This is a genomic window from Corallococcus sp. AB011P, from assembly GCF_003611605.1.
GTDB lineage: Bacteria > Myxococcota > Myxococcia > Myxococcales > Myxococcaceae > Corallococcus > Corallococcus coralloides.
Map to the genome: position 1 here is coordinate 573676 of NZ_RAVX01000005.1, position 26504 is coordinate 600179.

Below are 26504 nucleotides of genomic sequence, written 5' to 3' on the forward strand. Positions count from 1 at the left end.
GCGAGGTCGAGCAGGCCCTGGGCGAGCTGCTGGGAGGTGCGGCCCACGACGGCGCCGCGCTCGCGGAAGAGGGCGCGGCCGGTGCAGGTGCTGTAGGCCCAGTCGCGAGGGCAAGCGGAGCCGGAGGTGAGGGCCGAGGCATGGCGCTGGGCCAGGTCCTTGAGCGCCGCATCGTTCTTGGCCGACAGCGCGATGCACACCGGCTCGTCTTCCGCGGGGGCAGCGTCCTCTTCCGGCTCCGCGGGGGCCTGCTCCAGGATGCAGTGGGCGTTGCTGCCGCTGATGCCGAAGGAACTCACCGCGGCGCGCCGGGGCCGCCCCGTGCTCGGCCAGGGAAGGAGACGATCCGCGACCCGGATCGGAACATGCTCCCAGTCGATCTCCCGGTTGGGCGTGGAGAAGTTGAGCTGAGGCGCGATCTCGCCATGCTCCACGGCCAGCGCCGTCTTGATGAATGCCAAGAGGCCCGCGGCGGCTTCCAGGTGGCCGAAGTTGGTCTTCACCGAGCCGACGAACAGCGGGGTGGTGCGGCCGGCATAGGCGGTGGCGATGGCCTCGACCTCGATCGGGTCGCCCAGGCGGGTGCCAGTGCCGTGTGCCTCCAGGTAGTCGATATCGTTCGGGCCGAGCCGCGCCGCCTTCAGGGTGTCTCCGAGGAGCTGATGCTGCGCCTTGCCATTGGGGGCCGTGAGACCATTGCCGCCACCGTTGTGGTTGCTGGCGGAGGCGCGCAGGAGGGCACGGACGCGGCCCTGATGAGCCTTGCCCTCCGGCAGCCGCCGGAGCACGACTGCGGCGACTCCCTCTCCCTGGACGAAGCCGTCGGCGGAGTCATCGAAGGCCCGGCAGACGCCCGTGGGCGACAGCGCGCTGATGCGGCTGCGAAGGATGGGATTGAGGGGGGAGAGGATGAGGTTGACGCCCGCCACGATGGCGATGTCGCTCTCGCCCGTGCGCAGGCTCTGCGCGGCCAGGTGGAGCGCCACCAGTGAGGACGAACAGGACGTGTCAACCTGCAGCGTCGGGCCATTGAAGCCCAGGAGATAGGAGATGCGGCCCGCGCTGACACTGCGACTGGTTCCCAGGCTCGTGTAGGCGGTCAGCAGATCGAGCCGGCGGTCGTCCACGGTGAGCTGGTAATAGTCGTCTGTGCTCATCCCGATGAAGACACCGGTCTTGAGCTGCCTCAGCCGCTCAATGGGAAGGCCCGCGTCCTCGATTGCTTCCCAGACGACCTCCAACAGCAGCCGGTGCTGCGGGTCCATGTCGGCCGCCTCACGGGCCGAGATGCCGAAGAACGCGGGGTCGAATTCGTCGATGCGGTCAAGGTACCCGCCGTACTTCGTGTACGTCTTGGCGGGCCGGTCAGGATTGGGATCGTAGTAGGCTTCCACGTCCCAGCGGCTTTGAGGAGTCTCCCGGATACCGCAGTGACCCGTGCGCAGGGCCTCCCAGAGGCGAGCGGGTGTGTCGATATCGGGGGGCAGTCGACAGCCAATACCCGCGACCGCGATCTCGCAGGGCAGTGGGGCTTGCTGCGCCCGCTCGGGCCGACTGCGCAATCCCTCCAAGAGCGCGCTCAGGACCTCCGAGGAGAGCTTCCTGTCCCGCACCAGGGCCTTGAGAGTGTTCTCAAAGGCATGTCCGTTGGGGGCGCCAGTTTCGACCGATCTATCGATTTTGACTGGACTTTCTGCCATGTCCGGTTTTGAACATGGTAAGCGAACCGTGTCAATAGCTTGTCGTGGGGGGGGGGCCAAGGCTCGCCAGGGTGACGGGTGGCTTGGAAGCGGAGCGTCAAACATTGATTCTATTGTTGTGGATATTGCCGTTAGGGTGAAATGAGGAGGCGGCCAGGTTGGAATGGACTCATCTCCCCAGCTGCTGCACCCGTGCGGGCCGCGCCCCCTCAGGCTGTGTCTGTCCAATCCATCCGCTCGCGCCTCCAAGTGCGCTAGTGTTGATGGAATGACGATTCACTCAGGGAAGTTCGTCTTTCTGGTGCTGCTGCTCATGGGCTGCCGCAGCCCGAGCCCTTCCTCCGACCCCGTGCCTTCAGACCTCGAGCCTGGCTACACTCCAGGCACCGCCGAGGAGTGTCGCCGCTTGCATGCGGCGCTGTTCGAGGACGCGGCGACCATCACCGCATCTCAGCCTCCCGCAAGCTTCGAGGCGCCGCATCTGCCGCTTGAGGCCGGGCTCAACAACCGGCTCCGGGCCTTCCTTGAGCGGCAGTGTTACAAGTTGCCCGGCTGGAGTGGGGAGGACGGTGTCCACCTCACGGGCACACCCACCCAGGGGAGTTCGCACGGCTGGGTGCGTGTCTGGTACTCCCCCGAGGTGAGCGCCTGGCTCCAGCGAGGCCGTCCAGAGAAAGAGGTTCCCGAGCAGGCGATCATCATCAAGGAGACCTTCCGGCCGATTGGCGAGGCCAAGGAGGAGGGCGGCGTGTTCAAGCTGGTGGCCTGGCAGCCGATGATCCGCCGGCCCCAGGACTCGCGCGATGGCTGGTTCTGGAGCGACATCGCCCAGGATGAAGTGCGCCACGGGGTGGTCGCGTGCAGCAGACCTCCGATGGCGTGGACTTCGTCGGAGACGCTTCGCCTCGACAACTGCCGTCCCTTCAACGGCTTCGGCTATCAGGTCTGCCTGCGCTGCCACGCATCGCAGCGTGACTTCACCTTCGCGCAGACCACGCACCTGCCGGCGAGCACCGGCGGCACGCGTGCGCGCACCCAGACGATCTATGACTATCGCCGCGTCTGGCGCGAGGCGGATGCCCAGAATCCCGACAACCACTACGACGACTACAAGAACCAGCCTGCCAGCACCTACATCGCGCCTCATCCGGATCGTGACACGATTCCCCTGGCACTCGGCGGCGCCAATCCGGAATTCGTCGCGCAATACGGCCTTCCGGCCGACGAGAGCGCGCCGTCCGAGGACATCCCGCGCTTCTTCGATCATGTCTTCGCCAAGGCCCCCCAGCAGCAGCCGGACACCTTCCTCACCTCGGATCAATGCTGGAGTTGCCACTCGGGAGTCGGCCACATCGCGCAGGGGTTGGCGGGTGCCGGCTCGTTGCTGGCGCGCGACGGCGAGCTGGCCGAGGGCACACCCCGCTATGCCGATGTCTCGTCCTACGGCGAATGGTCGGTTTCGATGATGGGCCTGGCGGGACGCGATCCCATCTTCCGTGCCCAGCGCGAGTGGGAGGCCCACCACCGGGAGGACTGCGCCGACGACATCACCGACCTCTGCTATAGCTGTCACGGCGCCGCGGGTCAGCGGCAGCTGCGCCTGGACGCGCCTTCACGCAAGTTCGACCACGCCATGGTTTCCGCGCTCGCCGATGCCCCCGACGGCAAATACGGCGCACTCGCGCGCGACGGTGTCTCCTGCTCGGTGTGCCACCAGATGAGTGGCAAGGACCTGGGGACGCCCGCCAGCTACACGGGCAACTGGACGCCGACCGCGCCGGATGACGTGCAGGGGCCGTTCTCCGCTGATGTACGTGCCGATCCGATGAAGCGCGCACTAGGCAAGACGCCGTCGGGGGAGGGCGATCGGAGCCAGGTGGTGAAGAGCTCCGCGCTCTGTGGCTCGTGCCATGTGGTGAAGCTGCCCGTGCGCAAGGTCGGCTCCTGCACCAATGAGCGCTTCTTCTTCGAGCAGGCGACGTTCCTCGAGTGGCGCAACAGCAGCTATCGGGTGAACGACGCGTTCGTCAAGGACGAGGGGCACGCTGGCGCGACGCCGCAACGCTGCCAGGACTGCCATATGCCGAAGAGCTTCGCCGGCAGTCCGCTCAAGAAGAAGATCGCGAGCATCGAGGACACCGACTTCCCGACGGCGAGCATCCCGGGAGCACCTGACGTGCACATGGGAGTGGAGCTCGTGGAGCGCACGCCCTATTCGCGCCACCAGCTCAACGGCATCAACCTGTTCGCGCTCAGCATGTTCGCGCAGGCCCCGCGTGTGTTCGGCCTCGCCGACTACGATTACATGTCCAACCAGCATGGCGAGCCGACGCGCCTGCAGATGAAGACCGCGCTCTTGAGCGGACGCGCCTTCGCCGATGCCTCGGCGGCCGTCGAGATCGGCGTGCCCACGGTGAACGGAGACCACCTCGACTTCACCGTCAAGGTCACCAACAAGGCTGGGCACAAGCTGCCCTCGGGCGTGGCCTTCCGCCGCGCCTTCCTCGAGGTCTCCATCGAGGATGACAGCGGCGGGACGCTGTGGGCCTCGGGCCGGACCAACGGCGCTGGCGCCATCATCGGACATGACGGCGAGGTGCTCGCGAGTGAGCTGGACACCCTCGCGCCCGAGCCCCACCACCAGGTCATCACCCGCGAGGACGAGGTGCAAATCTACGAGGAGCGCATCGCGGATTCCAACGGCAAGCTGACCACGAGCTTCCTGGGGCTCTACCAACCGCTCAAGGACAACCGGCTGTTGCCAACGGGCTGGAAGTCCACCTTCGAGCCCTTGCTGGAGAATGGCAAGCTGCCAGAGGGGCTCGCGCCGCACGGGGTCGACGGCGATCCCGACTACCCCGCCGATGGCTCCGCCGCCTGTGGCTGTGACGTCGTGACCTACCACGTGCCACTCTCCGCCATCTCCCAGCACGCGCGGGTGCGCGCGCGGCTGCACTATCAGGCCATCCCGCCGTATTACCTGCGCGACCGCTTCAGTGTCCCCTTGCCGGACGCGCGGCGCCTCTACCAGATCGCGAGCCACCTCGACACCACGAGCGCGACGAGCGTCATTCCTGGTTGGAAGTTGCCGCTCACGGAGGCCGTCCGCCCGTCGCGTGAGGTGTCTGGGGCGCGGCGGTGATGAGGACACGCGGAATCATCTCGATACAAGACATGGGGTGCCTGAAATGAGTGCGAAGAGATTGACCTCCGAGGACAAGACCCAGATTCATGGGATGCGGGGCGAGCGATTCCAGTCGCTGCTCGAGGGGCTCGAAGCCGAGCGCGACAGCCTGCTGGCCACGATGAGCGAGAACAACCGTCCCTTTCTGGAGAAGGGCATGGAGGCGCGGCGCAAGACGCTCCTCCTGGGGCTGGAGGCCGCGAGGAATTCGCGACTGCGGCTCTTCCAGGCGGATGAGCCCATCGACGTGGGTGCATTGGTCCAGGTGCGCTTCATGGACGAGCGGGAGAACGCCGTGGAGTGGCGGTGGATCACGCCTCCTTCGGAGACGGACAAGCCCTTCGCTTATTCCGGCACCGAGATTGTCTTCAACCGGGGCGGGCTGGGCTCGGGTTCGATGCTCATCGGACGCAAGGCGGGCGCCCGCATGGAGGTGCCGGGCGACAGCTGTTCCGAGCCCGATGTCGAGATCGAGATTCTCGCCGTTCTCTGAGCGTCCGGGGGAGGGCCGGGGGCTGCACTGGAGCCTGGGTTGGACTGGCACTCGGCGCTATCCATCTCCGCGATTTGCACGTAGAGGAAGAGCCCTATGCCTGTCTGTGGACTCGACTTCGGAACCAGCAATTCGGCCCTCGCCCTTCCTGACGGAAGGGTGCTGCCCGTTTCTACCGGTTACAGCGACCCGCGCCTCTACCGCTCCGTCATCTTCTTTCCCGAGGACGAGCGCGACGCGTACACGGGGGCCCCCGCCATCTCGCGCTACCTGGACGACCCCGCGGGCCGCTTCATCCAGTCCGTGAAGTCTTTCCTTCACAGCAGCTCCTTCCGCGCCACGCAGATTCACGAGCGCACCTGGCTCATCGAGGAGCTGGCGGCGCTGTTGTTGCGCCGGGTGCGCGAAGCCGCGGCGCCCCACATGGGCGGGGCTCCCGAGCGTGTCGTGCTCGGCCGCCCCGCGCTCTTCTCCTCGGACCCCGAGGCGGATGCGCTCGCCGAGCAGCGCCTGCGCCGGGCCGCGGAGCTCGCGGGCTTCACCCACGTCCAGTTCCTGATCGAGCCCATCGCCGCCGCGCTCTCCTACGAAGCCCAGCTCACCCAGGACGAGCTGGTGCTGGTGGCCGACTTCGGCGCCGGCACCACGGACCTCACGCTGATGCGGCTGGGGCCCTCGCGACGAGGCCAGCCGGACCGCAAGATGGATGTGATTGGTTCCACCGGTGTGCGCATCGGCGGTGACCGCTTCGACGCGGAGATCATGCGCCACTCGCTGCTGCCGCGTTTTGGCGCGGGCTCGACCTACCGGGTGCGAGGCGTGAGCGACAAGCGGCTGCCCGTGCCCCAGCACGTCATGGCCAAGCTGCTCTCCTGGCATGAAATGTCCTTCATCCGCAAGAAGGCCACCCAGGAGCTGCTGGAGTTGATGCTCGTCTCCAGTGACAAGCCCGACGAGGCGAAGGCGCTGTATGACCTCGTCATGGAGAACCTGGGCTACCGTCTCTTCCGGGCCATCGAGGCCGCCAAGGTGCGGCTGTCGTCCGAGGACGAGACGGTGCTGGAGTTCGACGAGGCGCGCATCCACCTGCGCGAGCGCATCACCCGGGCCGATTTCGAGGCTGCCAGCGAGCCGCTGCTTCAGGAACTGCGCCAGGTGACCGAGGGCCTGCTGGAGCGCTGCGCGGGCGCCGGAGAGGTGGACGCGGTCTTCCTCACGGGCGGCTCCTCGCAGATCCCCGCCGTGCGTCGGCTCTACATTGAACGCTTCGGGGAGGGCCGCGTGCGCACCCGCGATGCCTTCACCTCCGTGGCCGAGGGCCTGGGACGCGCCTCCGCCGCGCTGTGAACAGGCGCGGTTTTTCCGCTATCCTGGAACCGCTCTTGCTGCGTGGCGCCTCTCGCATCTGGTAGGTTCCATGACCGGACACGGCGGGGCACGGAGCTGGAGGTGCCAACAGGACGACGCACGAGTGGCGGAACTGGCAGACGCAGCGGACTTAAAATCCGCTGACTCGTAAGAGTCGTCCGGGTTCGATCCCCGGCTCGTGCACTTCTTCGGTCAGTCGTTACAGGTGATTTAGTGGCTGCCTCCGCCTGTGTCGCACGCTGGCGCAAGGGGCTGGTCAAGGACGCTGACCGCCGCCCTCCGCGTGTCAGGGCTCAGGTAGGCATCGCGCGTCGTCATCTCGATCGTGGAATGGCCCATCAGCTCCTCAATGACCTTCAGCGGTACGCCGCGCATGGCGAGATGACTTCCGTAGCTGTGGCGCAGGTCGTGCCAGCCGATTTGCCCCACTTCACGGATGACGCCTGCCGCTCGGAGAGCATGGCTCAGCGGTGCCGCCATCTTGCCTTTGGTGAGAGGTCGGCCACCCTCCTGGCGGAACACGAAGCGGCCCCGCAGGTGCTGGTGGGGCTTGAGGGCATCCACGGATGCAAGCAATTCGACCGCCCGCTCGTGTCCGCCCTTTGGCAATCCCTCCACCCCGCGCCAGATGATTCGGTCATGGGGCTGATCCGGCTCCGGGTTCCGGAGGACGAGCAGACCGGCCCCTCCCTCAGTATGAAGCTTTGGACGGATGTCAGGTGGCGGGCGTTGGTGACGGCGGCGGTGATGACCGGGGGATTCGCGTTCTCTCGTCGTGATCAACTCATTCAGCGCATGATGTTCGTGAGCCGTCTCCCTGTCCTGCTGACGGGGACATCCTGGCGCAGGAACCCAACATTGCCCGAGGTAGGGCTGAATACCTCCGCTGTCGGGAGAGGGGTGCCGAAATTGAGCCCTCCCGTGACGAGCACCGTGCCGTTGGGTAGCAGCGTCGCCGTGTGGGCATAGCGAGGTTGAGCCATCGAGTCGGCAGTATTCCAGGTGTCCGTGATGGGGTCATACACCTCCGCTGTCGCAAGGTAGGCGCTACCCGCCGTACCTCCTGCAACGAGGAGGATGCCATTGGGCAGCAACGTGGCAGTGTGAAACACCCGGGACTGGATCATGGAGTTGGTCGCGCTCCAAGCTCCCGAAGCCGGGTCGTACACCTCCGCCGTCGCAAGGGGACCATTACCTCCGTCGCCTCCCGCAACGAGCACCGTGCCGGCGGGCAGCAGCGTCGCTGTGTGTTGGGAGCGAGGTTGGGCCAGGGAGCCCGTTCCGCTCCAAGTACCTGAGGCAGGGTCGTATATCTCTGTCGTCGCGGGGGAACCGCTAGGGCCGCCTCCACCCGCGACGAGAACCTTGCCATTGGGCAGCAGCGTGGCTGTGTGCGCCCCGCGAGGCTGGGCCATGGAGCCGGTCGCGCTCCAGGTGCCCAAAGCAGGGTCATACACCTCCGCGGCCGCGAGGGTGCTGGTGACGCTGACTCCCCCCGTGACGAGCACCTTGCCATTGGGCAGCAGCGTCGCCGTGTGGAGCCAGCGGGGCTGAGCCATGGAGCCGGTCGCGCTCCAGGTACCCGAGGCCGGGTCATAGACCTCCGCCGTCGCGAGGGAGAAGCTACCGCCAAATCCTCCTGCGACAAGGACCTTGCCATCGGGCAGCCGCGTCGCCGTGTGGCTCCAGCGGGACTGCGCCAGGGCGCCGGTCGCGCTCCAGGCACCCGAGGCCGGGTCATAGACCTCCGCCGTCGCGGGGCTCCCGAGCAAGTTGGCTCCTCCTGCGACGAGCACCCTGCCGCTGGGCAGCAGCGTCGCCGTGTGCGACTGGCGAGGCTCGGCCATGGAGTCCGTCGAGGTCCATTCTCCTGAGAATAGGCAGACTGGCAGCCCCGTCACCGAAAAACTCCGCGCGACCGCGAGGTTGAAGGCGTTGGTGACGGTGGCGGTGATGGTCGGGGAGGTGCCGGCATTGACACAGGTGGGAGCTGTCCAGGTGACGTGGCTGTTGGAAGCTCCGTTGGTGGGGGGCCCCAGCGAGCCGGTGTTGGCCTCCCAGGAGAAGCAGAGGGCAGAGCCCTCTGGAGCGCTGGCAACCACCTCGCAGGTGATCTCCTGGCCTGCTGTAGCCGTGTCCGAGGATTGCGAGGAGCGGGTGATCACGGGCGGGAGCCCGGCGCTCAAGGTCGGGTCGTACACCTTCGCCGTCGCGAACTCGCCGTCTATCCCAGTTCCCCCCGCGACAAGAACCTTGCCGTTGATCAGCAGCGTCGCCGTGTGAAAAACGCGAGACCCGGCCATGCAGCCAGCCGAACTCCAGGCGCCCGAGGTCGGGTCATACATCTCAGCAAGTGCGAGGCTCGCGCCGAGGTTTTCTCCGCCTGTGACGAGGACCTCACCGCGGGTCAGCAGCGTTGCCCTGGGCAGATTGCGAGGTGACGCCATGGAGCCAGCAGCGCTCCACGTGCCCGAAGCCGGGTCATACTCCTCCGCCGTCGCGAGGCGACTGGCGAAGGAGATTCCTCCCAGGACGAGGAGCTTACCGTTGGGCAGTAGCGTCGCCGCATGTTGGGTGCGGGGGTCAGCCATGGAGTGGGTCGTGCTCCAGGTGCCCGAGTCCGGGTCGTACACCTCCGCCGTCGCGAGCTCGCTACTGGTGGAGTTCTGTCCTCCAGCGACGAGAACCTTGCCATTGGGCAGCAGCGTGGCTGTGTGCGCGCCGCGAGGCTGGGCCATGGAGCCGGTCTCGCTCCAGGTACCTGAGGCCGGGTCATACACCTCCGCCGTCGCGAGGGTGCTGCTGACGCTGAATCCCCCCGTGACGAGCACCTTGCCGTTGGGCAGCAGCGTCGCCGTGTGGTTCGAGCGGGGCTGGGCCATGGAACCGGTCGCGCTCCAGGCACCCGAGGCAGGGTCATAGACCTCCGCCATCGCAAGCTCGCCGTTCTCGTGTCCTCCCGCGACGAGCACCTTGCCACTGGGCAGCAGCGTCGCCGTGTGGAACTCCCGAGGCTGGGTCATGGAGCCGGTCACGCTCCAGGTGCCCGAGGCCGGGTCATACACCTCCACCGTCGTGGAGAGGCCGCTCGAGTTGTCGCCCCCCGCGACGAGAACCCTGCTGTCAGGCAGCAGCGTCGCCGTGTGGCGCCATCGAGGCTCGGCCATGGAACCCGTCGCGGCCCATCCCCCCGAGGGGGTGCAGGCTGGCAGTCCCGTCACTGAAAAAGATCGCGTGGCCGTGAGGTTGAACGCATTGGTGACGGTGACGGCGATGGTTGGAGGGGTGTTGGCACTGACGCAGGAGGGGGCTGTCCAGGTGATGCGGCTGTGAGAGGTGCTGGTGTCCGGCGAGCCCAGCGAGCCGGTGTTGGTGCTCCAGGCGAAGGAGAGGGCAGAGCCCTCTGGATCGCTGGCAGCCACCTCATAGGTGAGAACCTGGCCCGCGGTGGCGGTGTCCGAGGAGCGGTAGGAGCGAACGATGACGGGAGGAAGGTGGTTGACGGGGGGCGTGTTGCGGACACACAGCGCGACAGTGCCGGTGGTCAGTCCGCCGCGCCCATCTGAGACCGAGACCGTCAGGTGGCAGTTGTTGCACGCGCCCGCGGGCAGCAGCGAGGGCGTGAACCGGGCGGAGCTGGAAGACGCGTTGGCCCAGGAGCCGGCGCAGGTCGCGCTCCAGGAGTAGGAGAGGCTCTCTCCATCAGGATCGGAAGCGCCGACGGAGACGGAGGTCGGTTGCCCCACCACGAGCTGCGTGGGGGTGGCACTGAGTGAGGTCACCCGGGGAGAACTGTTGAAGGAGATGGACAACCTCGCATCTCCCTCTGCTCCGCTCGGGGTCACGTTGACGGCGAGGAGGATGCTCGAGGACAGACCGCGAGAGTCCGTCGAGGTGAAAGTGAGGGTTTGAATGCCGGGAGATTCAGGCGCTATCCAGTAGGTGGTGGTCGCGGCGGGAGAGGAGAAGGCGCCCGCGGTGGCGCTCCACGCGTAGGAGAGCGTGTCGTCAGGATTGGGATCGTGCGCCGTGGCCGCCAGCAGGAGGGGGCGGCCCATGGGCACCGAGGTGGCAGACGTCACCAGGGAGTCAATGACTGGCGCCTCATTGTCGAACGGAGGCGGACGATTGACCTGCTGGAGGGTGATGGCGACCAGGGTCGTCTGGCTCGCGGAAATGGTGACGCCGGTGACGGAGCCCTCGAAGCGCAGGGCGCCCGAGGCGTCGAAGGACTGGGCGAGGAAGGAGCGGTCAGGGCCGGCGAGAATGTTGCCGATTGTGCCGCCCCAGACGCCATCCGTAGGGGCCAGGTCCACGGTCACGGAGGGGATGTCCGGGCCGCTCGAGGTGACGGAGACGCGCGAGATATCCGAGGAGAGGGCCTGAGGCACGGCGACGACAAACCGCGCCGAGCCGGTGTCGGACGAGGAGGCGGAGCAGCCCAGCAGCAGCGCCAGCCCGAGCGACAGCACCAGCGAAGTTGAAGCTCTCCTCATGAGGCAGCCTCCGGCGTTCCCAGTCCCTTGGGACGAAGGGCACTCTCAGGGATCGCGGGAGGCACTGCCTATTGCCCCTGCGGACGCAGTTTGAGTCTAGTTGCGCTCGGTGAAGCTGGGGCAATGCAATGGACTTCGGGCACAGGTGGCGGAGGGCTTCGCACCCGGGGACCAGGTCATTGTCCACCGAGGGAACAGCGTCCGAAACGGCGTGTCCGACTCCGGGTGACGCCCTCCGCGACGATGCACAGCTGGGGTTTCGTAGGCCCTCCCGCTGTCGAGGCCCCTGTTCAAAGGGAAGGGGAGGTTCTGCCCACGACGCTGCTCGGGCACGCGGCCGTGCAGCACTGGTTCGGTGGGCAGTGGACGTGGAGGCAAGGATGACGGGTAACCTCACCGGGGCCGATCCCCGGCTCGTGCAAGTGAATTCGCGTCAGGTGTCTGGCTTTCATTCAGGCGGTCAGGGTTCTTCGCCGCTATCCTTGTCACCATGACCGGCCCACGCCCCAAGACCTGTGCGACGTGCGGACGCGTCATCGCCGCGCACGCCGTGTACTACCGCTTCAGTCTGGTGTTGGAAGGGGAGCAGGACCTGCTCGACCCTTCGGATGACCTGGAGGGCAATCCCGCGGAGGCGCTCGCGGCGCTGGTCCGACGGCTGGATGAAGGCTCCGCGGACCCCGGTGAGCTGGAGGCGCAGGTGCACTGGGAGCGCACCGGGGTCGTCTGCTCGGAATGCCGCTCCGTGGCGGTGCGGATGCTCAGCACCCCCACGGATGACACTGGACCGCATTGAGCGTCATTGGATCTTCATCGCGTACTTGCCCAGGTGGTGCTTGAGCACCTCCTGCTGGGCCTTCGCGGCTTCTTCCAACGCGTAGAGCCGGCCAATCTCCAGATGGAAGGGCCCCGCCTCAATCAATTCGTTGAGCCGCTTCATCACTTGCGGATTGGGGATGCCGTCGTAGGCCTTGGTTTCGACTCCCTCCGGGCCCTTGGGCGCCGGCTCCACGCCGTTCGGGTAGGCGATGCGCCCTCCCTTGCGGACATTGCGGAGCAGGGGCTCGGCGGCGTCTCCCCGGGCCAGCACCAGCGCCGCGTCGAAGCCGTCTGGCGCGAATTCCCGGCAGACCTTCTCCAGGTCCTCCTGGTGGCCTTCCGCGACTGCGTCCGCTCCGAGCCTCTTGGCCAATTCAACGCCGTCCTGTCCGGACGCGACCGCCAGCACCTTCGCTCCCAGCCTCTTCGCGAGCTGCACGGCGATGTGTCCGATTCCTCCGCTGGCGCCGAAGATGAGCAGCTTCTGCCCTGACTTGAGCTGGAGGTGCTCCTCCAGGCCCAGGAGCCCGGTGAGTCCGTCCGCGGCGAGCCCCGCCGCCTGCTCCACCTTCAACCCCTTGGGCACCTTCGCCGCCTGGTCCGCCTTCACGGCGACGTACTCCGCGTAGAAGCCTCCCTTGTTGCTCATGAACGCGGAGCCGTAGACCTGGTCGCCGACCTTGAGGTCCTTCACGTTCTTGCCCACCGCGGCGATTTCTCCCGCGCCGTCGGCTCCGGGCACGTAGGGGAATTTCGGGCCGCCTGGGATCATCTCGGCCATCTGGCCCTCGCGCTCCATCCAATCCCAGGCACCGATTCCCGCCGCCGCGACGCGCAGGAGCACTTCGTCGTCGCCACAGGTGGGAACGGAGATGGTCTTGATGCCCAGGACCTCCGGGCCGCCGAAGCGGTCGAGCGCCGCGGCCCTCATCTTTTCGGGAATGGATGCTGGCATGCTGTGACTCCCTCTCGGATTGAAACTTGTCCTCCGAGACGATGCGCATGCTCCTCGTGACGTCCAGCGTCACCGGCCCCACGCAGGCACGGCGGGGGAGGGGACTGCCGCCTTCCACCCCGCCGCGGAATGGACTCAATCCAAGAGCTGCATGAGGTCCGCTCGCGTGAGCGCGGCGCCTCCCGAGGCGCCTCCGAGCGCGGCTTCGAAGAGGGCTCGCTTCTTCTCCTGCAAGAGGAGGATCTTCTCCTCCACCGTCCCCTGGGACACCATCCGGTACACCATCACCGGCCGCTGCTGCCCGATGCGGTGCGCCCGGTCCGCCGCCTGTGCTTCCACTGACGGGTTCCACCACGGATCCACCAGGAAGACGTGGTCCGCCGCCGTGAGGTTGAGCCCCGTCGCTCCCGCCTTCAACGAGATGAGCATCACGGGCGCTCCCTTCTCGTCCTGGAAGGATGCCGCCACCGCGCCCCGGTTCGGTGTGCTTCCGTCCAGGCGGATGAAGCCGATGTCCGCGTCGCTCAGCGCGGGCTCGATGAGGTCCAACATCGACGTCCACTGCGAGAAGACCAGCGCCTTGTGCCCGTCCGCCACCGCCGTGCCGAGCGCCTCCACCAACGCCTGCACCTTGGAGGACGTCCTCGCCTGCTGCCCCGGCACCAGCGCCGGGTGACAGGCCGCCTGCCTCAACCTCAGCAGCGCCTCCAACGCCTTCAGCACGCTGCCGCCCTCCTCGAGCTGCGACACCACCTCCTCGCGCGTCGCGGCGTGGACCGCGTCGTAGATGGCGCGCTCCTGCTCGGAGAGGGTGACGTGCCGCACGGCCTCCGTGCGCGGTGGCAGTTCGGGCGCCACGTCGCGCTTGAGCCTGCGCAGCACGAAGGGCCGGATGCGCGCGCGCAGGGCCTCCGCGGCGCCCTTCTGGTTCTCCGACACCGGCCGGGACCAGCGCTCCTCGAACGCCTTGCGCCCGCCCAGCAGGCCCCGGTTGGTGAAGTGCATCAGGCTCCACAGCTCCTCGAGCCGGTTCTCGATGGGCGTGCCGCTGAGCGCGATGCGGAAGCCCGCGTCCAGCTCGTATGCCGCTCGCGCCACCTGGCTGTCCGGGTTCTTGATGGCCTGCGCTTCGTCCAGCACCACCGTGTCCCACGTCCTCGCCGCGAGGATGGCCGCGTCCAGGCGCAACAGCGCGTACGTGGTGAGCGTCACGTCCGCGGACTCGTCCAACGTGCGCCCCACGCCGTGATAGACAGACACCTTCAGCGACGGGCGGAAGCGCTTCACCTCCGCTTCCCAGTTGGGCAGCACGCTCGTGGGCGCCACCACCAGCGTTCCCCGGCCCAGCGTGCAGATGGTCTGCAGCGTCTTGCCCAGACCCATGTCGTCCGCCAGCACGCCTCCCAGGCCCGCCTGCCTCAGGAAGGTGAGCCAGCTCACGCCCTGCAACTGGTACGGGCGCAGCGTCGCGGTGAGGTCCTTCGGAAGCTGGGGCTCGGGGAGCTTCTCGAAGCCCTGCACCAGGGGCGCGAGCCGCTCCATGACGGGCGGGGCGGGGTGCTCCAAGGCCTCGCACAGGCCAGTGAGCTGGGGGATGGCGTGGTTCGCGAGCCGGCCGTCCCGCTCGCGCGCGGCCAGCAGGTCCGTCACTCGCTGGCCGTGGGCCTTCAGCCAGCCCGTGGGCAGGGGCGCCCAGCCTCCGCCCTCCAGCGGCACCAGCCCCAGGCCTTCCTCCCAGGCCCGCATCACCGCTCCCGCGTCCACGGTGCGCTTCTCTCCGGGGCCCAGGCCCTCCACCTGGAAGTCGAGCGAGAAGCCCACTCGCGGCACACCCGTGTCGGTGGCGGCCGTGTCCAGCGTGAGCATCGGCCTGAGCTTCACGTCCGGGCTGACCACGCCCGCGGCGTTCCCCGTGAGGCCTCCGCGCCACTTGCGCAGCTTGTCCGCGAGCTGCACGGCCTCCTTGCCGTGGACCGTCACGCGCCGGCCCGGCGCCATGTTCAGCTCGTCCCTCAGCTGGTGGATGAGCTTCGTCTCCGTGGGCTCGTCGCGCACCGGCGCGGCGCCCTGGAGGTACACCAGCTTCCCATTGTCGATGCGCGCGGTGGGCGGTGAGCCGTACACCAGCGTGGGCAGCACCGAGAGCCCCGTGTCCAGCTTGTCCAACTCCAGCGAGATGCGCGGCTTGAGCGTCCGGTCGATGGGCGGAAGCCGCCGGCTCTTCACGTCCACCGGCATGCGCCTCGCGAAGTCTGGCAGGACCTTGCTCGTCAGGTCCGCCAGCTGCTCCGGGGCGAAGACGCGCTCCTGGGGCAGGTTCTCCAGCCGCGCGCCGGTGAGGGATAGTTCTCCCAGCCGGCAGAGCGCTCCCGCGCACAGCGCGACGCCGGGGCTCACCAACTCGTTGATGCGCGGATCCTTCTCCACCTTGAGCACGGTCTGCTCGCCCCGGTCCTCGACGGTGACTCGCGGGAGGAGCGGCTCGTTGGAGACGGAGACGAGCGCGCCGTCGAAGAGGACGGTGCGCGCCTTCTCCAGCACGTGCAGCAGGGCGTCCAGCTTGCTCTGCGGCAGCGCTCCCCGGGTGGGCTGCGCGAGCAGCTTGTCCGCGAGCAGATCACACGGATCCACGTGGATGCGCGCGGCCTCCACGGGGCTCTGGAGCACGGACGCGAGGCTCCGGGCCAGCAGCCGCGCGGTGTTGTCCGGCCGGACCACCAGCCGCTCCAACTGGAGGCCTCCGTCCGCGCGCTTGAAGCGGTACACCAGCCGCTCTGTCTTCGGCGTGGCGCCGGGGCGCGGCGCGGCGGCGGCAGGGCCCGGACGGGCAGGAGAGGCCGCCGCCGTGGCCTTCCTTCCTTCCGCCTGGCGCAGGACGATGGCCGCGGCGATGACGTGCTCGCACGGGTCCACCTTCCCCCGGCAGTCGCACTCCCAGATTTCATCCTCGGGGTAGAGGGTCGTGGTGAGCGGGGTGGGGCGGCCGGGGATGCGGACCCGCAGGACGACCTCTTCCTCGTCCACGGACTGCACCGACACGACCCCCGCACGAGACAGGGCCTGTCCGGCGGACCACGTGGCCGGGCCTGACTCCTCCCGGATGGCTTCGAGCAGTTCCGCGAGCGCCGACATACGAGGGGCGATTCCCTAGCCCCGTGCCGCGTCTGGCGCAAGCCACCGGGCGCGTGGCTGTGACACTGAGGGACACACACTGCCGTGCTCCTGTAACCGGCGCCGCTACAGCGGCCACGACACCCGTGTCATCCGCAGCGAGGCCTTCCGAGGAAAGCCCCAAAATCTTGGGATGTGGCGCGGCAGGTGCAGACACACGGACCTGGAACGCGCGTCCGGTGCCTCCCCCTGCATCCGCCTGCCGGGCGCCCGCGTCTCCGTCCGTTGTGAGTGAAGCAGACAGTGTCCCCCACACAGTCGAGGTCCCACACATGCATCTGCAGATGACGAGTCGCCTCCTGGCGGCTGCGTTCCTGAGCCTGGTGGCTGGTTGCCAGGGTGAGCCGACGCAGTCTCCCGAAGGTTCGCAGTCCGCGACGCTCTCCGCCAAGGCGGATTGCGTGCAGCGGTTCGACGGCATCACCACCTGCGCCAAGGGCAACGCGTCCCTGGCCGCTTCCGAGAAGGGCGTGCAGGTCAACGGGCTGAAGGACGCGAAGACGGACGGCGTCTCCAGCACGTTCAACGCCGCCATCAACTGGTCCCAGGAAGCCCAGATTCGCGTGGGCAGCCAGAAGGGCAGCGTCGCCTTGTCCGCGCGTGACGGCGATCAGGTCGTCAGCACGCTGAGCATCACCTCCAGCGCCGACCGCCAGGTGTCCGTGACGCCGGGCTTCACCGGTTCGCCCGCGGGCAACTACCGGATGAACGTGTACCGCGACGGCCGGCTCGTGAACACCATGCAGCAGCCTGCGTCCTTCTCCATCACGTTCTACGACTGGTGGTCCTTCGTGAACTGGTGGAACATGCACTGGCACTTCTTCTCCTACCGCTCCGTCTACGCCCAGGACTCCGGCTTCGACGGTGCCTGCGGCTGGCGCCTGAACTCGCCGGGCACGACGTTCTCCCTCAGGGGGGCGGACGGCAAGGCCATCGTCGGCGACACGGTGGAGTTCATCGAGGAGATTGGCGACGGTGCCTACCCGTACCGCCACTTCTCCGGCATCGACGTGAACGCCAGCGCCACGGACTTCCTCGTCACGGGCGAGTCCTTCGGCCAGGAGAAGTAAGCTGTTCCTCCACCGGGTGGGGGCGCCTCGTTCCCGCCCGGTGGTGTCTGTCCGCCTGTGTCTTCCCATCGAGGAGTCGTGACGATGCGTGTGCCCTGGTCTCTCGCTGGCATCTCCGCCGGAGCGCTGCTCATCGGCGCCGCGTGGGCCACCGTCGTCCGCCGCCCCGAACCCCTGGTGCTGGGCGCGCTTCCCCCCGTCGTCCTGCCTCACGTGGAGCAGGCAGGCGGTGCCACCACGGTGACGGACACCGGCCGCAATGCCTTCGGGCGCGCGCCCATGAACATGCCGCGCTCGCGCTGGCCGGACTTCTACGCGGGCAAGGGCGTCTTTGATCGCGACTGGCGCGACTCGCGCCTGCGTCCCGCCGTGGCGGGGCCCTTCTTCAGCGCCACCGGCTGCATGACCTGCCACGTGAAGGACGGCCGGGGCCAGCCGCCCGCGAGCCCCACGGAGGCGCCCGTCTCGCTGGCGTTCCAGCTGAGCGCGCCCGACGGCGCCAGTCCCCACCCGCTGTACGGCATGCAGCTGGACGCGCACGCCGTGGAGGGCCAGGTCCCTGAAGGCCAAGTGCGCGTCGACTTCGAGGAGACGCGCGGCACCTTCGCCACCGGTGAGCCGTACTCGCTGGTGCGCCCGCGCTACCAGTTCCAGGGGCTGGTGCACGGCCCCCTGGGCGACGGCGCCATGTTCTCCGCCCGCGTGTCACCCGTGAACTTCGGCCTGGGCCTGCTGGAGGCGCTGCCAGAGGCCGACATCGTGGCCCGCGCCGACCCCGAGGACCGCGACCAGGACGGCATCTCCGGCCGGGTCAACCGGGTGCTCGACGTGGAGACGGGCGAGACGCGCCTGGGCCGCTTCGGGTGGAAGGCCAATCAGCCCACGCTGCGCCAGCAGGTGGCGCATGCGCTCGTCGCGGACATGGGCGTCACCACGACGCTCTACCGCCAGGAGCAGGGCCGGGACACCCCGGGTGAACCGGAGGTGTCCCAGGACGACATGGACCTGCTGATGATCTACATGCGCCTCATCGCCGTGCCCAAGCGGCGCGACTGGGAGGCGCCGGAGGTCCAGCGGGGCCATGCCGTCTTCCGCGCCATCGGCTGCGCGGCGTGCCACGTGGACACGCCCCAGGAGACGGGGCCGGTGGAGGGCTTCGACGAGGTGTCCCGGCAGGTCATCTACCCCTACACGGACCTGCTGCTGCACGACCTGGGCGAGGGACTGGCGGACGGGCGCCCGGACGGGCTGGCCACGGGCAGCGAGTGGCGCACGCCGCCGCTGTGGGGCATTGGACTGGTGGAGGCCGTCAACCGGCACACCCGCTTCCTGCACGACGGCCGGGCCCGCTCCCTGGAGGAGGCCGTCCTCTGGCACGGAGGGGAGGCGGCCCCCGCGCAGGCTCGCTACGTGCGGCTGCCCCGGGAGGACCGGTCCGCGCTGCTCGCCTTCCTGAAGTCGCTCTGAGGCACGGACGGGACCCCCTCCCGTCCGGACGGCGGCCAGGAGGACCGTCGCCTGGAGGGGCTTCGGCCTTCGTGGGGGCACGGAACGGTGGACGCCCCGGGCCCTTGGGCTACCCTGCGGGCCCCCTTCATGCAGCCTCAAGCTCCCATTTCCGATGACGCCCTCGACGTCCCGCTCGCGGTCGACCTGGACGGGACGCTGGTGCGCACGGACACGCTGCACGAGAACCTGCTCGTGCTCCTCAAGCACGCGCCGTGGCTGCTGCTGCTGGTGCCGTTGTGGGTGCTCCGGGGCAAGGCCTTCTTCAAGGCGGAGGTGGCCCGCCGGGCTCCGCTGGACGTCACCTCGCTGCCTTACAACGCGGACGTGCTGGCCTTCCTGCGCGAGGAGCACGCCCGGGGGCGGCGGCTCGTCCTCGCCACGGCCGCGGACCGGAGCATCGCCGACGCGGTGGCCGCCCACCTGGGCCTCTTCCACACGGTGGTCGCCAGCGAAGGCGGGGTGAACCTGTCCGGCGCGCGGAAGCTGGAGCGGCTGCGCGAGCTGCTGGGCCGCTTCGACTACGCGGGCAACGACGCGGTGGACCTGCACCTGTGGCGCGAGTGCCGGCAGATCATCGTGGTGCATGCTCCGGCGGGCGTGTTGCGCCAGGTCCAGGGCCTGGGCCGCCCCGTGCACCGTGTCTTCGAGGCCCCTCCTGGCGGGCTGCGCCCCTGGGTGAAGGCGCTGCGGGTGCACCAGTGGGCGAAGAACGCGCTCGTCTTCGTGCCGGTGCTGGCGGCGCACAAGGCCACCCAGGGCGGCATGGCGCCGCGCGCGGTGCTGGCGTTCCTCGCCTTCAGCCTCTGCGCCTCCAGCGTGTACATCATCAACGACCTGCTGGACCTGGCGTCGGACCGGCGGCACCCGTCCAAGTCACTGCGGCCCTTCGCGTCCGGGGCCCTGCCGGTGCGCGCGGGCGTCGTGCTGGCGCCGCTGCTGCTGGTGGCCGCCGCGGCGCTGGCGCTGGCGACGCTGCCCCTGTCGTTCTTTGGGCTGCTGGCCGCGTACTTCGTGCTCACGCTCGCGTATTCGCTGCGCCTCAAGCAGGTGGTGATGCTGGACGTGCTGGTGCTGGCGGGCCTCTACACGGTGCGCATCTTCGGCGGCGCGCTGGCGGTGGGCGTGCCCACGTCGAGCTGGCTGCTCATGTTCAGCACCTTCCTCTTCCTGTCGCTGGCCCTGCTCAAGCGGCTGAGCGAGGTGCGGCGGCTGCGCCAGTCCAACGAGACGTCCGCCCACGGGCGCGGCTACCTGGCGCAGGACCAAGAGCAGCTCGCGAGCCTGGGCGCGGCGTCCGGCCAGGTGTCGGTGCTGGTGCTGGCCCTCTACATCACCAGCAAGGAGGTGACGGCGCTGTATGCCCACCCGGAGCGGCTGTGGCTGCTGTGCCCGGTGATGCTGTACTGGGTGGGGCGCATCTGGCTGCTGGCGCACCGGGGGCTCGTGAACGAGGACCCGCTCGTCTTCGCGCTGAGGGACCGCGTCAGCTACGTCGTGGGCGCGGTCGCCGCGCTGGTGCTGTGGGTGGCGACGTGACGGGAGCATGGCGATGAGCACGTCGGATTCCTGGGGCCGCTTCCCCCGAGTGGAGCAGCGGACGCGCGCGCTGACGTGGCGCTCGGACGCGCTGCCCCAGGTGGATGGGCCCGTGCTGCCGCATGGCCTGGGCCGCAGCTACGGCGATTCGTGTCTCAACGGCGGGGGCACGGTGCTGCTCACCGCGGGCCTGGACCGGCTCATCGACTTCGACCCGACGACGGGCGTGGTGCGCTGCGAATCGGGTGTGTCATTGGACACGCTCTTGCGGCTGGCCGTGCCGCGCGGCTGGTTCCTGCCGGTGACGCCGGGCACGAAGTTCGTCACGGTGGGCGGCGCCATCGCCAACGACGTGCACGGCAAGAACCACCACCGGGCCGGGACGTTCGGCCGGCACGTGCGCAGGTTCGAGCTGGTGCGCTCGGACGGCAGCCGCCGGATGTGCGCGCCCGACGAGAACCCGGACTGGTTCGGCGCGACGATTGGCGGCCTGGGGCTCACGGGGCTCGTCACCTGGGCGGAGGTGCAGCTTGCGCCCATCCGCAATCCCTTCGTGGTGCAGGAGACCGTCCCGTTCGAGAACCTGGACGGCTTCATGCGCGTGTCCGCGGAGTCCGAGGCCGACCACGACTTCACCATGTCGTGGGTGGACTGCCTGGCGCGCGGGCGCAAGCTGGGGCGCGGCCTGTTCTACCGGGGCAACTTCGCGCCCACGCAGTTCGAGCGGCTGCCCCTGGCGAAGAGCCACCTGTCGCATGGCAGCGGGCTCGCGGTGCCCATCGACCTGCCGGGCTTCTGCCTCAACCGGCTGTCGGTGTCCGCCTTCAACTTCCTGTACTACCACCGGGAGCGGATGAAGCCGTCGCCCCGGCTCGTGCACTACGATCCGTTCTTCTACCCGCTCGACAGCGTGTACGGCTGGAACCGCATCTACGGCCGCCGGGGCTTCCTCCAGTTCCAGTGCGTGGTGCCCCACGCCACCGCGCGCGACGCGCTGAAGGAGCTGCTGGAGCGCAGCGCCCGGGGTGGGCTGCCCAGCTTCCTGTCCGTGCTCAAGACGTTCGGCGACCTGCCTTCGCCCGGGTGGCTGTCCTTCCCGCGCCCCGGCTACACGCTGGCCCTGGACTTCGCCAACCAGGGGGAGAAGACGTGGCGGCTGGTGGAGTCGCTGGACCGCGTGACGCGCGAGGCGGGCGGGGCGGTGTACCCGGCCAAGGACGCGCGCATGAGTCCGGAGAGCTTCGCGGCGTACTTCCCCAAGCGTGAGCAGTTCTCCGCGTACATCGACCCCGCGTTCTCGTCCTCCTTCTGGCGCCGGGTGAACCCGGTGCCGCTGCCCCTGCCCGCGCAGGAAGACCGTCAGGCCGCCCTCCCATGAAGAAAGTCATCGTCCTCGGCGCCACGAGCGCCATTGCCCAGGCCACGGTGCGGCTGCTCGCCGCGCGCGGGGCGTCGCTGTACCTGGTGGGCCGCAACGCCGCGAACCTGGAGGCGGTGGCCCGGGACGCGTCCACGCGCGGCGCGCAGAAGGTGGAGTTCCGCGCGCTGGATTTGAACGACTGCGAAGCGCACGCGAGCCTCGTGGAGCGCGCGTGGCAGGCCCTGGGCGGACTGGATGGGGCCGTGCTGGCGCATGGCGTGCTGGGAGACCAGGCGGAGAGCCAGCGCTCGTGGGCGGCGGCGGAGGTGGTGCTGCGCACGAACTTCCTCTCCGCCGCGTCGCTGCTGACGGAGCTGGCCAACCGCTTCGAGGCGCAGAAGGCCGGCACGCTGGTGGTGATTTCGTCGGTGGCGGGAGACCGGGGCCGGCAGAGCAACTACGTGTACGGCGCGTCCAAGGGCGCGCTGACCGTGTTCCTCCAGGGCCTGCGCAACCGCCTGGCGAAGTCCGGCGTGGCGGTGGTGACGGTGAAGCCCGGCTTCGTGGACACGCCGATGACGGCCCACGTGCCGAAGAACAAGCTCTTCGCGTCGCCGGAGCAGGTGGCGCGTGGCCTGCTGAAGGCCGCGGACGGGCGCAAGAACGAGGTCTACGTGCCCGGCTTCTGGGCGCTCATCATGCTCATCATCCGCAGCATCCCGGAGCCCGTGTTCAAGCGGCTGAAGCTCTAGCTTCGGTCGTCGCCCCTTCCGTGCCTGGGCCGCGGACACGGAAGGGGAGCAGGGTTCAGCTGCCGGTGGCTTCGGCCTGCGTGAGGGACGACAGGGCCCGGCGCAGGTGCTCGACGACGGACCCGAGGTGCGGGTCCTGCATCAGCTCGTGGTGGCCGCCGGGCACGTCGTGCACCTCCAGCCCGCCACGCACCAGGGGCTCCCAGCCGCGGTGACGCGGAATCCCGGCGGCGACGGTGCTGGCGCTCAGCAGCAGGGCGGTGCCGTCGTACGGCTGGGGGACGTACTTCTCATGGGCGAAGAGGTTGGCCCGGAAGACGTTGAAGAGGGCACGCAGCTGGGCGGGGCCGGACTGAGCGTCGAGGATGCGCGCCCGGAGCCCTTCCTTCAGCAGGTGGTCCAGCATCGCGTCGTCGCCCTGTGCCAGCGCTTCGTCCGAAGCGGAGAGCTCCTGGCCGAAGGCGGTAGCGGTGGCGTGGGCAAAGGCGAGCCTCGCGCGGGCCTCGGAGTCGAGCTGCGTGGCCTCCTGGGCGGGCTTCGTCAGGCCGTGGACGTGGGCATCGATGAGGGCGAGCAGCTCCACGGCTTCGCCAGCCTCGCGCAGGCGGCGGGCCATCTCGTAGGCGATGACTCCGCCCAGGGACCAGCCGCCCAGTTGGTAGGGGCCGTGCGGCTGCACCGTGCGGAGGGCTTCGATGTAGAGGCTGGCCATCTCCTCGATGGACTCGGCGACGGGCCGCCCGTCGAGGCCGCGTGACTGGAGGCCGTAGACGGGCAGTGACGGCCCCAGCCTGCGCGCCAGCTCCGAGTAGGCCAGGACGTTGCCGCCGCCAGGGTGGACGAGGAAGAGGGGCCGCTGGCCGGGTTCTCCTCGCTCCAGCGGGACGAGGGGCGTCCAGGTCTGCGAGTCGTCGCGGAGCACCTGGGCGAGCTGCTCGACGGTGGGCTGCTGGAAGAGGACGGAGAGGGGAATCGACTGGCCCAGGTGCTCGCGCACGGCGGCGACCATGCGCACGGCGAGCAGGGAGTGGCCGCCCAACTCGAAGAAGCTGGAGCGGACGCCGACGGAGCGGACACCGAGGACGTCCTCCCAGATGCGGGCGAGCTGCATTTCGAGCGCGTCTCGGGGCGCGACGAAGTCCCGGGCTTCAACAGTGTGGGCATCGGGTTCGGGCAGGGCCTTGCGGTCCACCTTGCCGTTGGAGTTGAGGGGCAGGGCGTCCAGCACCACGACGGTAGACGGCACCATGTACTCGGGCAGCTGCTGCCGGAGGAGGGCCTTGAGTTCCTCGGAGTCGAGCGAGTGGCCTTCGCGAGCGGTGACATAGGCGACGAGGCGCTTGTCGGCGGCCTCACCCTTCGCGACGACGATGGCGTCCTTGAGGCCTGGCGCGCGACGGAGGGCCGCTTCGATTTCGCCCAGCTCGATGCGGAAGCCACGCACCTTCACCTGGAAGTCGATGCGGCCGAGGAAGTCGAGCGTGCCGTCCGCCTTCCAGCGGGCCTTGTCTCCCGTGCGGTAGAGGCGCTCGCCCGGCGTGGAGGCGAAGGGGTGGGGGACGAAGCGTTCCGCGGTCAGCTCGGGGCGGTTCAAGTAGCCCCAGGCCAGGCCCTGGCCGCCGACGTACACCTCACCGGCGACACCCACGGGCACCGGGTGCAGGTGCGCGTCGAGGACGTACACCGTGGAGTTGGAGAGCGGCCGGCCAATGGGGATGGCGCCTTCCATCCGCGTGCCGTGCTGCATGGCGAAGGTGGCGGAGAAGGTGGTGTTCTCCGTGGGGCCATAGCCGTTGAGGAAGGTGGTGCCTTCCGGAATGCGCGCGAGGTGTTCGCGCACACGGGAGGCAGGCAGCACGTCGCCACCGGCGAGGACCTGACGCACGCCCGCGAGCGCTTCGCCCTGGTGCAGGGCCATCTGCTCGAAGAGGGCGGCGGTGAGCCACAGTGACGTCACGCGGTGGTGACGCAGTTGGGCGGCCAGTTCCTCCAGGGAGAGGGAGTGCGGCGGCGCGAGGACGAGCTTCGCGCCGTGCAGCAGTGCACCCCAGATTTCGAGCGTGGACGCGTCGAAGGCAACAGGGGCGGCCTGGAGCCAGATTTCATCCGCCCCGAAGCGCATGAAGGTGCTGCCGAGCACGAGGCGGGTGATTCCCCGGTGAGGCACGCAGACGCCCTTGGGACGGCCGGTGCTGCCGGAGGTGAACATCACGTAGGCGAGGGCATCACCGTCCACGCGGACATCCAGCGCATGCGTGGGCCGCGATGCAATCTGCGCGGACTGGGCGTCCAACCAGACGCGGGTGCCGGTGGCGGGGAGCAACGAAGCGAAGGGCTGGTGCGTGACCACCACGTCCACGTCCGCGTCCTCCAGCAGCATCTCGATGCGCTCCACGGGCGCATTGCGGTCCACGGGGACGAAGGCCGCGCCCACCTTGAGGATGGCGAGGAGCGCGGTCACCAGCTCGAAGGAGCGCTCGACGGCGAGGCCGACGCGTGCACCGGGGGCGATGCCCAGGGCCCACAGGTGATGGGCCAGTTGGTTCGCGCGTGAATCCAGCTGGGCATACGTCAGCAAGTCATCCCCCAGCACGAGGGCGACAGCGTGAGGTGTGCGCTGCGCCTGCCGGGCGAAGTGGACGTGGATGGGAACCTCCATCGGGCTGGTGACGGTGGTGTCGTTCCACTCGACGAGGAGGCGCTGGCGCTCGTCGTTGGAGAGGAGCGGCAGGTGGGCCATGGCCTGCTCGGGCTTCGCGGCCACTGCCTCCAGCAGCGTGCGCAGGTGGGCGGCCATCCGCTCCACGGTGCTCTGCTTGAAGAGGGCGGTGCTGTACTCCAGCGTGCCTCGCAGCCCTTCGGACGTCTCCGTGAAGAAGACGCTCACGTCGAACTTCGACGTCGAGTGGGTGGTCTCCAGCCTTCGCAGCCGGAGGTCCGGCAGCCGCACGTCCTCCGTGGGCACGTTCTGGAGCGCGAGCAGCGTCTGGAAGAGAGGCGTGTGGCTGAGGCTGCGCGTCGGTTGCAGGGCCTCCACCAGTTTCTCGAAGGGCACCTCCTGGTGCTCGTAGGCCTCCAGCACCGTGGCGCGCACCTGCTGGAGCAGCGAGCGGAAGGACTGGCCCTCGTCCACCTTCGCACGCAGGACGAGCGTGTTGACGAAGAAGCCGATGAGCCCCTCCGTCTCCGCGCGCGTGCGGCCGGCGATGGGCGAGCCCACGCTGAGGTCCTGCTGCCCCGTGTAGCGCGCAAGCAGGCCCTGCCAGGCGGCCAACAGCACCATGAAGAGCGAGCCGCCTTCACGGTGAGCCAGTCCGCGCAGGGCTTCCGTCAACTCACGTGACAGGGTGAAGCCGAGGGTTGCACCCGCGGTGCTCCGGACGGCCGGGCGGGGGAAGTCGGTGGGCAGCTCCAGCACGGCTGGAGCGCCGGAGAGCTTCGCTTCCCAGTAGGCCATTTCCTGCCGCAGCGTCTCGCCCGCGAGCGTGCGGCGCTGCCAGTAGGCATAGTCCGCGTACTGCACCGGCAGCGCAGTCAGGGGCGACGGCTGGCTGGCGGAGAAGGCCGCGTAGAGGGCCGAGACTTCCCGCACAAGCACTCCCAGCGACCAGCCGTCAGAGACGATGTGGTGCAGGGTGACGACGAGCACGTGCTCGTGTTCTGCCAGCTTGAAGAGCAGCGTGCGGAGGAGCGGCCCCGTGCGCAGGTCGAAGGGCCGGCGCATCTCCTGTTCCACCTGGCTCCGCGCTTCGAACTCTCGCTGCGCCTCCGGCACGTTCGAGAGGTCCACGAGCCCCAGGGGCAGCTGACTGTCGGAGTGGATGCGCTGGACCGGCTCTCCGTCCACCTGGGTGAAGGTGGTGCGCAGAGCATCGTGTCGGCGCACGACTTCCTGCAGGGCATGCTCCAGCACGCCCGTGCGCAGGTGGCCCTCCAGCCGAACTGCGATGGGCACGTTGTAGAGCGGGCTGCCCGGTTCGAGCTGATCAATGAGCCACAGCCGCTGCTGGGCGAAGGACAACGGCAGCGGACCGTCATGCGAGACGCGGGTGAGCTGAGTAGTGCTCGTGCGGGTCAGCCCCACCAGACGA

Annotated in this window: 14 protein-coding genes, 1 tRNA gene and 1 pseudogene; 10 read left to right on the top strand and 6 right to left on the bottom strand. The window is 68.8% G+C overall.

Features of this window, described 5'->3' with window-relative positions; genetic code table 11:
* The coding region (locus D7X30_RS18045) for a type I polyketide synthase (protein ID WP_147443227.1) at positions 1–1805 on the bottom strand (1805 nt) is incomplete at its 3' end.
* Between the two features lie 163 nt (positions 1806–1968).
* Between D7X30_RS18045 and D7X30_RS18050 the strand changes: the two genes are divergently transcribed.
* The 4 genes from D7X30_RS18050 (at position 1969) to D7X30_RS18065 (ending at position 6928) form a co-directional block, all read left to right on the top strand.
* Entirely contained in the window at positions 1969–4842 is a 2874-nt protein-coding gene (locus D7X30_RS18050; RefSeq protein WP_120564156.1) for a hypothetical protein, read from the top strand.
* A 46-nt stretch (positions 4843–4888) separates the two neighbouring features.
* Positions 4889–5377 (top strand): hypothetical protein, encoded by a 489-nt coding sequence (locus tag D7X30_RS18055; protein WP_147443228.1) that lies wholly within the window; start codon positions 4889–4891, stop codon positions 5375–5377.
* A gap of 96 nt (positions 5378–5473) precedes the next feature.
* A complete protein-coding gene (locus D7X30_RS18060) occupies positions 5474–6724 on the top strand; it encodes an Hsp70 family protein (RefSeq protein WP_120564158.1) in 1251 nt (416 codons plus the stop codon).
* Positions 6725–6842: 118 nt separating this feature from the next.
* A tRNA-Leu gene (locus tag D7X30_RS18065) sits at positions 6843–6928 on the top strand.
* Positions 6929–6955: 27 nt separating this feature from the next.
* Here D7X30_RS18065 and D7X30_RS42940 read toward each other — a convergent pair.
* Positions 6956–7381 (bottom strand): annotated as a pseudogene (locus tag D7X30_RS42940) (tyrosine-type recombinase/integrase); the annotation flags it as partial.
* A 152-nt stretch (positions 7382–7533) separates the two neighbouring features.
* A complete protein-coding gene (locus D7X30_RS43815) occupies positions 7534–11217 on the bottom strand; it encodes a kelch repeat-containing protein (protein WP_370051401.1) in 3684 nt (1227 codons plus the stop codon).
* A 514-nt stretch (positions 11218–11731) separates the two neighbouring features.
* Between D7X30_RS43815 and D7X30_RS18080 the strand changes: the two genes are divergently transcribed.
* A complete protein-coding gene (locus D7X30_RS18080) occupies positions 11732–12037 on the top strand; it encodes a hypothetical protein (protein ID WP_120564160.1) in 306 nt (101 codons plus the stop codon).
* 3 nt (positions 12038–12040) lie between these two features.
* Here the strand turns inward: D7X30_RS18080 and D7X30_RS18085 are convergent, their stop codons facing one another.
* Positions 12041–13015: an NADP-dependent oxidoreductase gene (locus D7X30_RS18085; protein ID WP_199724383.1), complete on the bottom strand. Its 975-nt coding sequence runs from the start codon at positions 13013–13015 to the stop codon at positions 12041–12043.
* A 135-nt stretch (positions 13016–13150) separates the two neighbouring features.
* Entirely contained in the window at positions 13151–16147 is a 2997-nt protein-coding gene (locus D7X30_RS18090; protein ID WP_120564162.1) for a DEAD/DEAH box helicase, read from the bottom strand.
* A gap of 323 nt (positions 16148–16470) precedes the next feature.
* Between D7X30_RS18090 and D7X30_RS18095 the strand changes: the two genes are divergently transcribed.
* The 5 genes from D7X30_RS18095 to D7X30_RS18115 all read left to right on the top strand — a co-directional run bounded on the left by D7X30_RS18095 (position 16471) and on the right by D7X30_RS18115 (position 22413).
* The gene (locus tag D7X30_RS18095; RefSeq protein ID WP_233591628.1) at positions 16471–17256 is read left to right on the top strand and encodes a hypothetical protein; all 786 of its coding nucleotides are present in this window, start codon (positions 16471–16473) and stop codon (positions 17254–17256) included.
* Between the two features lie 84 nt (positions 17257–17340).
* Complete coding sequence (locus D7X30_RS18100; protein ID WP_120564164.1) at positions 17341–18723, top strand: di-heme oxidoredictase family protein; 1383 nt, start codon at positions 17341–17343, stop codon at positions 18721–18723.
* A gap of 129 nt (positions 18724–18852) precedes the next feature.
* Positions 18853–20301: a UbiA family prenyltransferase gene (locus tag D7X30_RS18105; RefSeq protein WP_120564165.1), complete on the top strand. Its 1449-nt coding sequence runs from the start codon at positions 18853–18855 to the stop codon at positions 20299–20301.
* A gap of 13 nt (positions 20302–20314) precedes the next feature.
* The gene (locus tag D7X30_RS18110; protein ID WP_120564166.1) at positions 20315–21679 is read left to right on the top strand and encodes an FAD-binding oxidoreductase; all 1365 of its coding nucleotides are present in this window, start codon (positions 20315–20317) and stop codon (positions 21677–21679) included.
* On the top strand, positions 21676–22413 hold the full coding sequence (locus D7X30_RS18115) for an SDR family oxidoreductase (RefSeq protein WP_120564167.1): 738 nt from the start codon (positions 21676–21678) through the stop codon (positions 22411–22413). The genes D7X30_RS18110 and D7X30_RS18115 overlap by 4 nt, the downstream gene beginning before the upstream one ends.
* 55 nt (positions 22414–22468) lie before the next feature.
* On the opposite strand, the gene D7X30_RS18120 is transcribed toward D7X30_RS18115, so the two are convergent.
* The coding region (locus D7X30_RS18120; RefSeq protein WP_147443229.1) for an amino acid adenylation domain-containing protein at positions 22469–26504 on the bottom strand (4036 nt) is incomplete at its 5' end.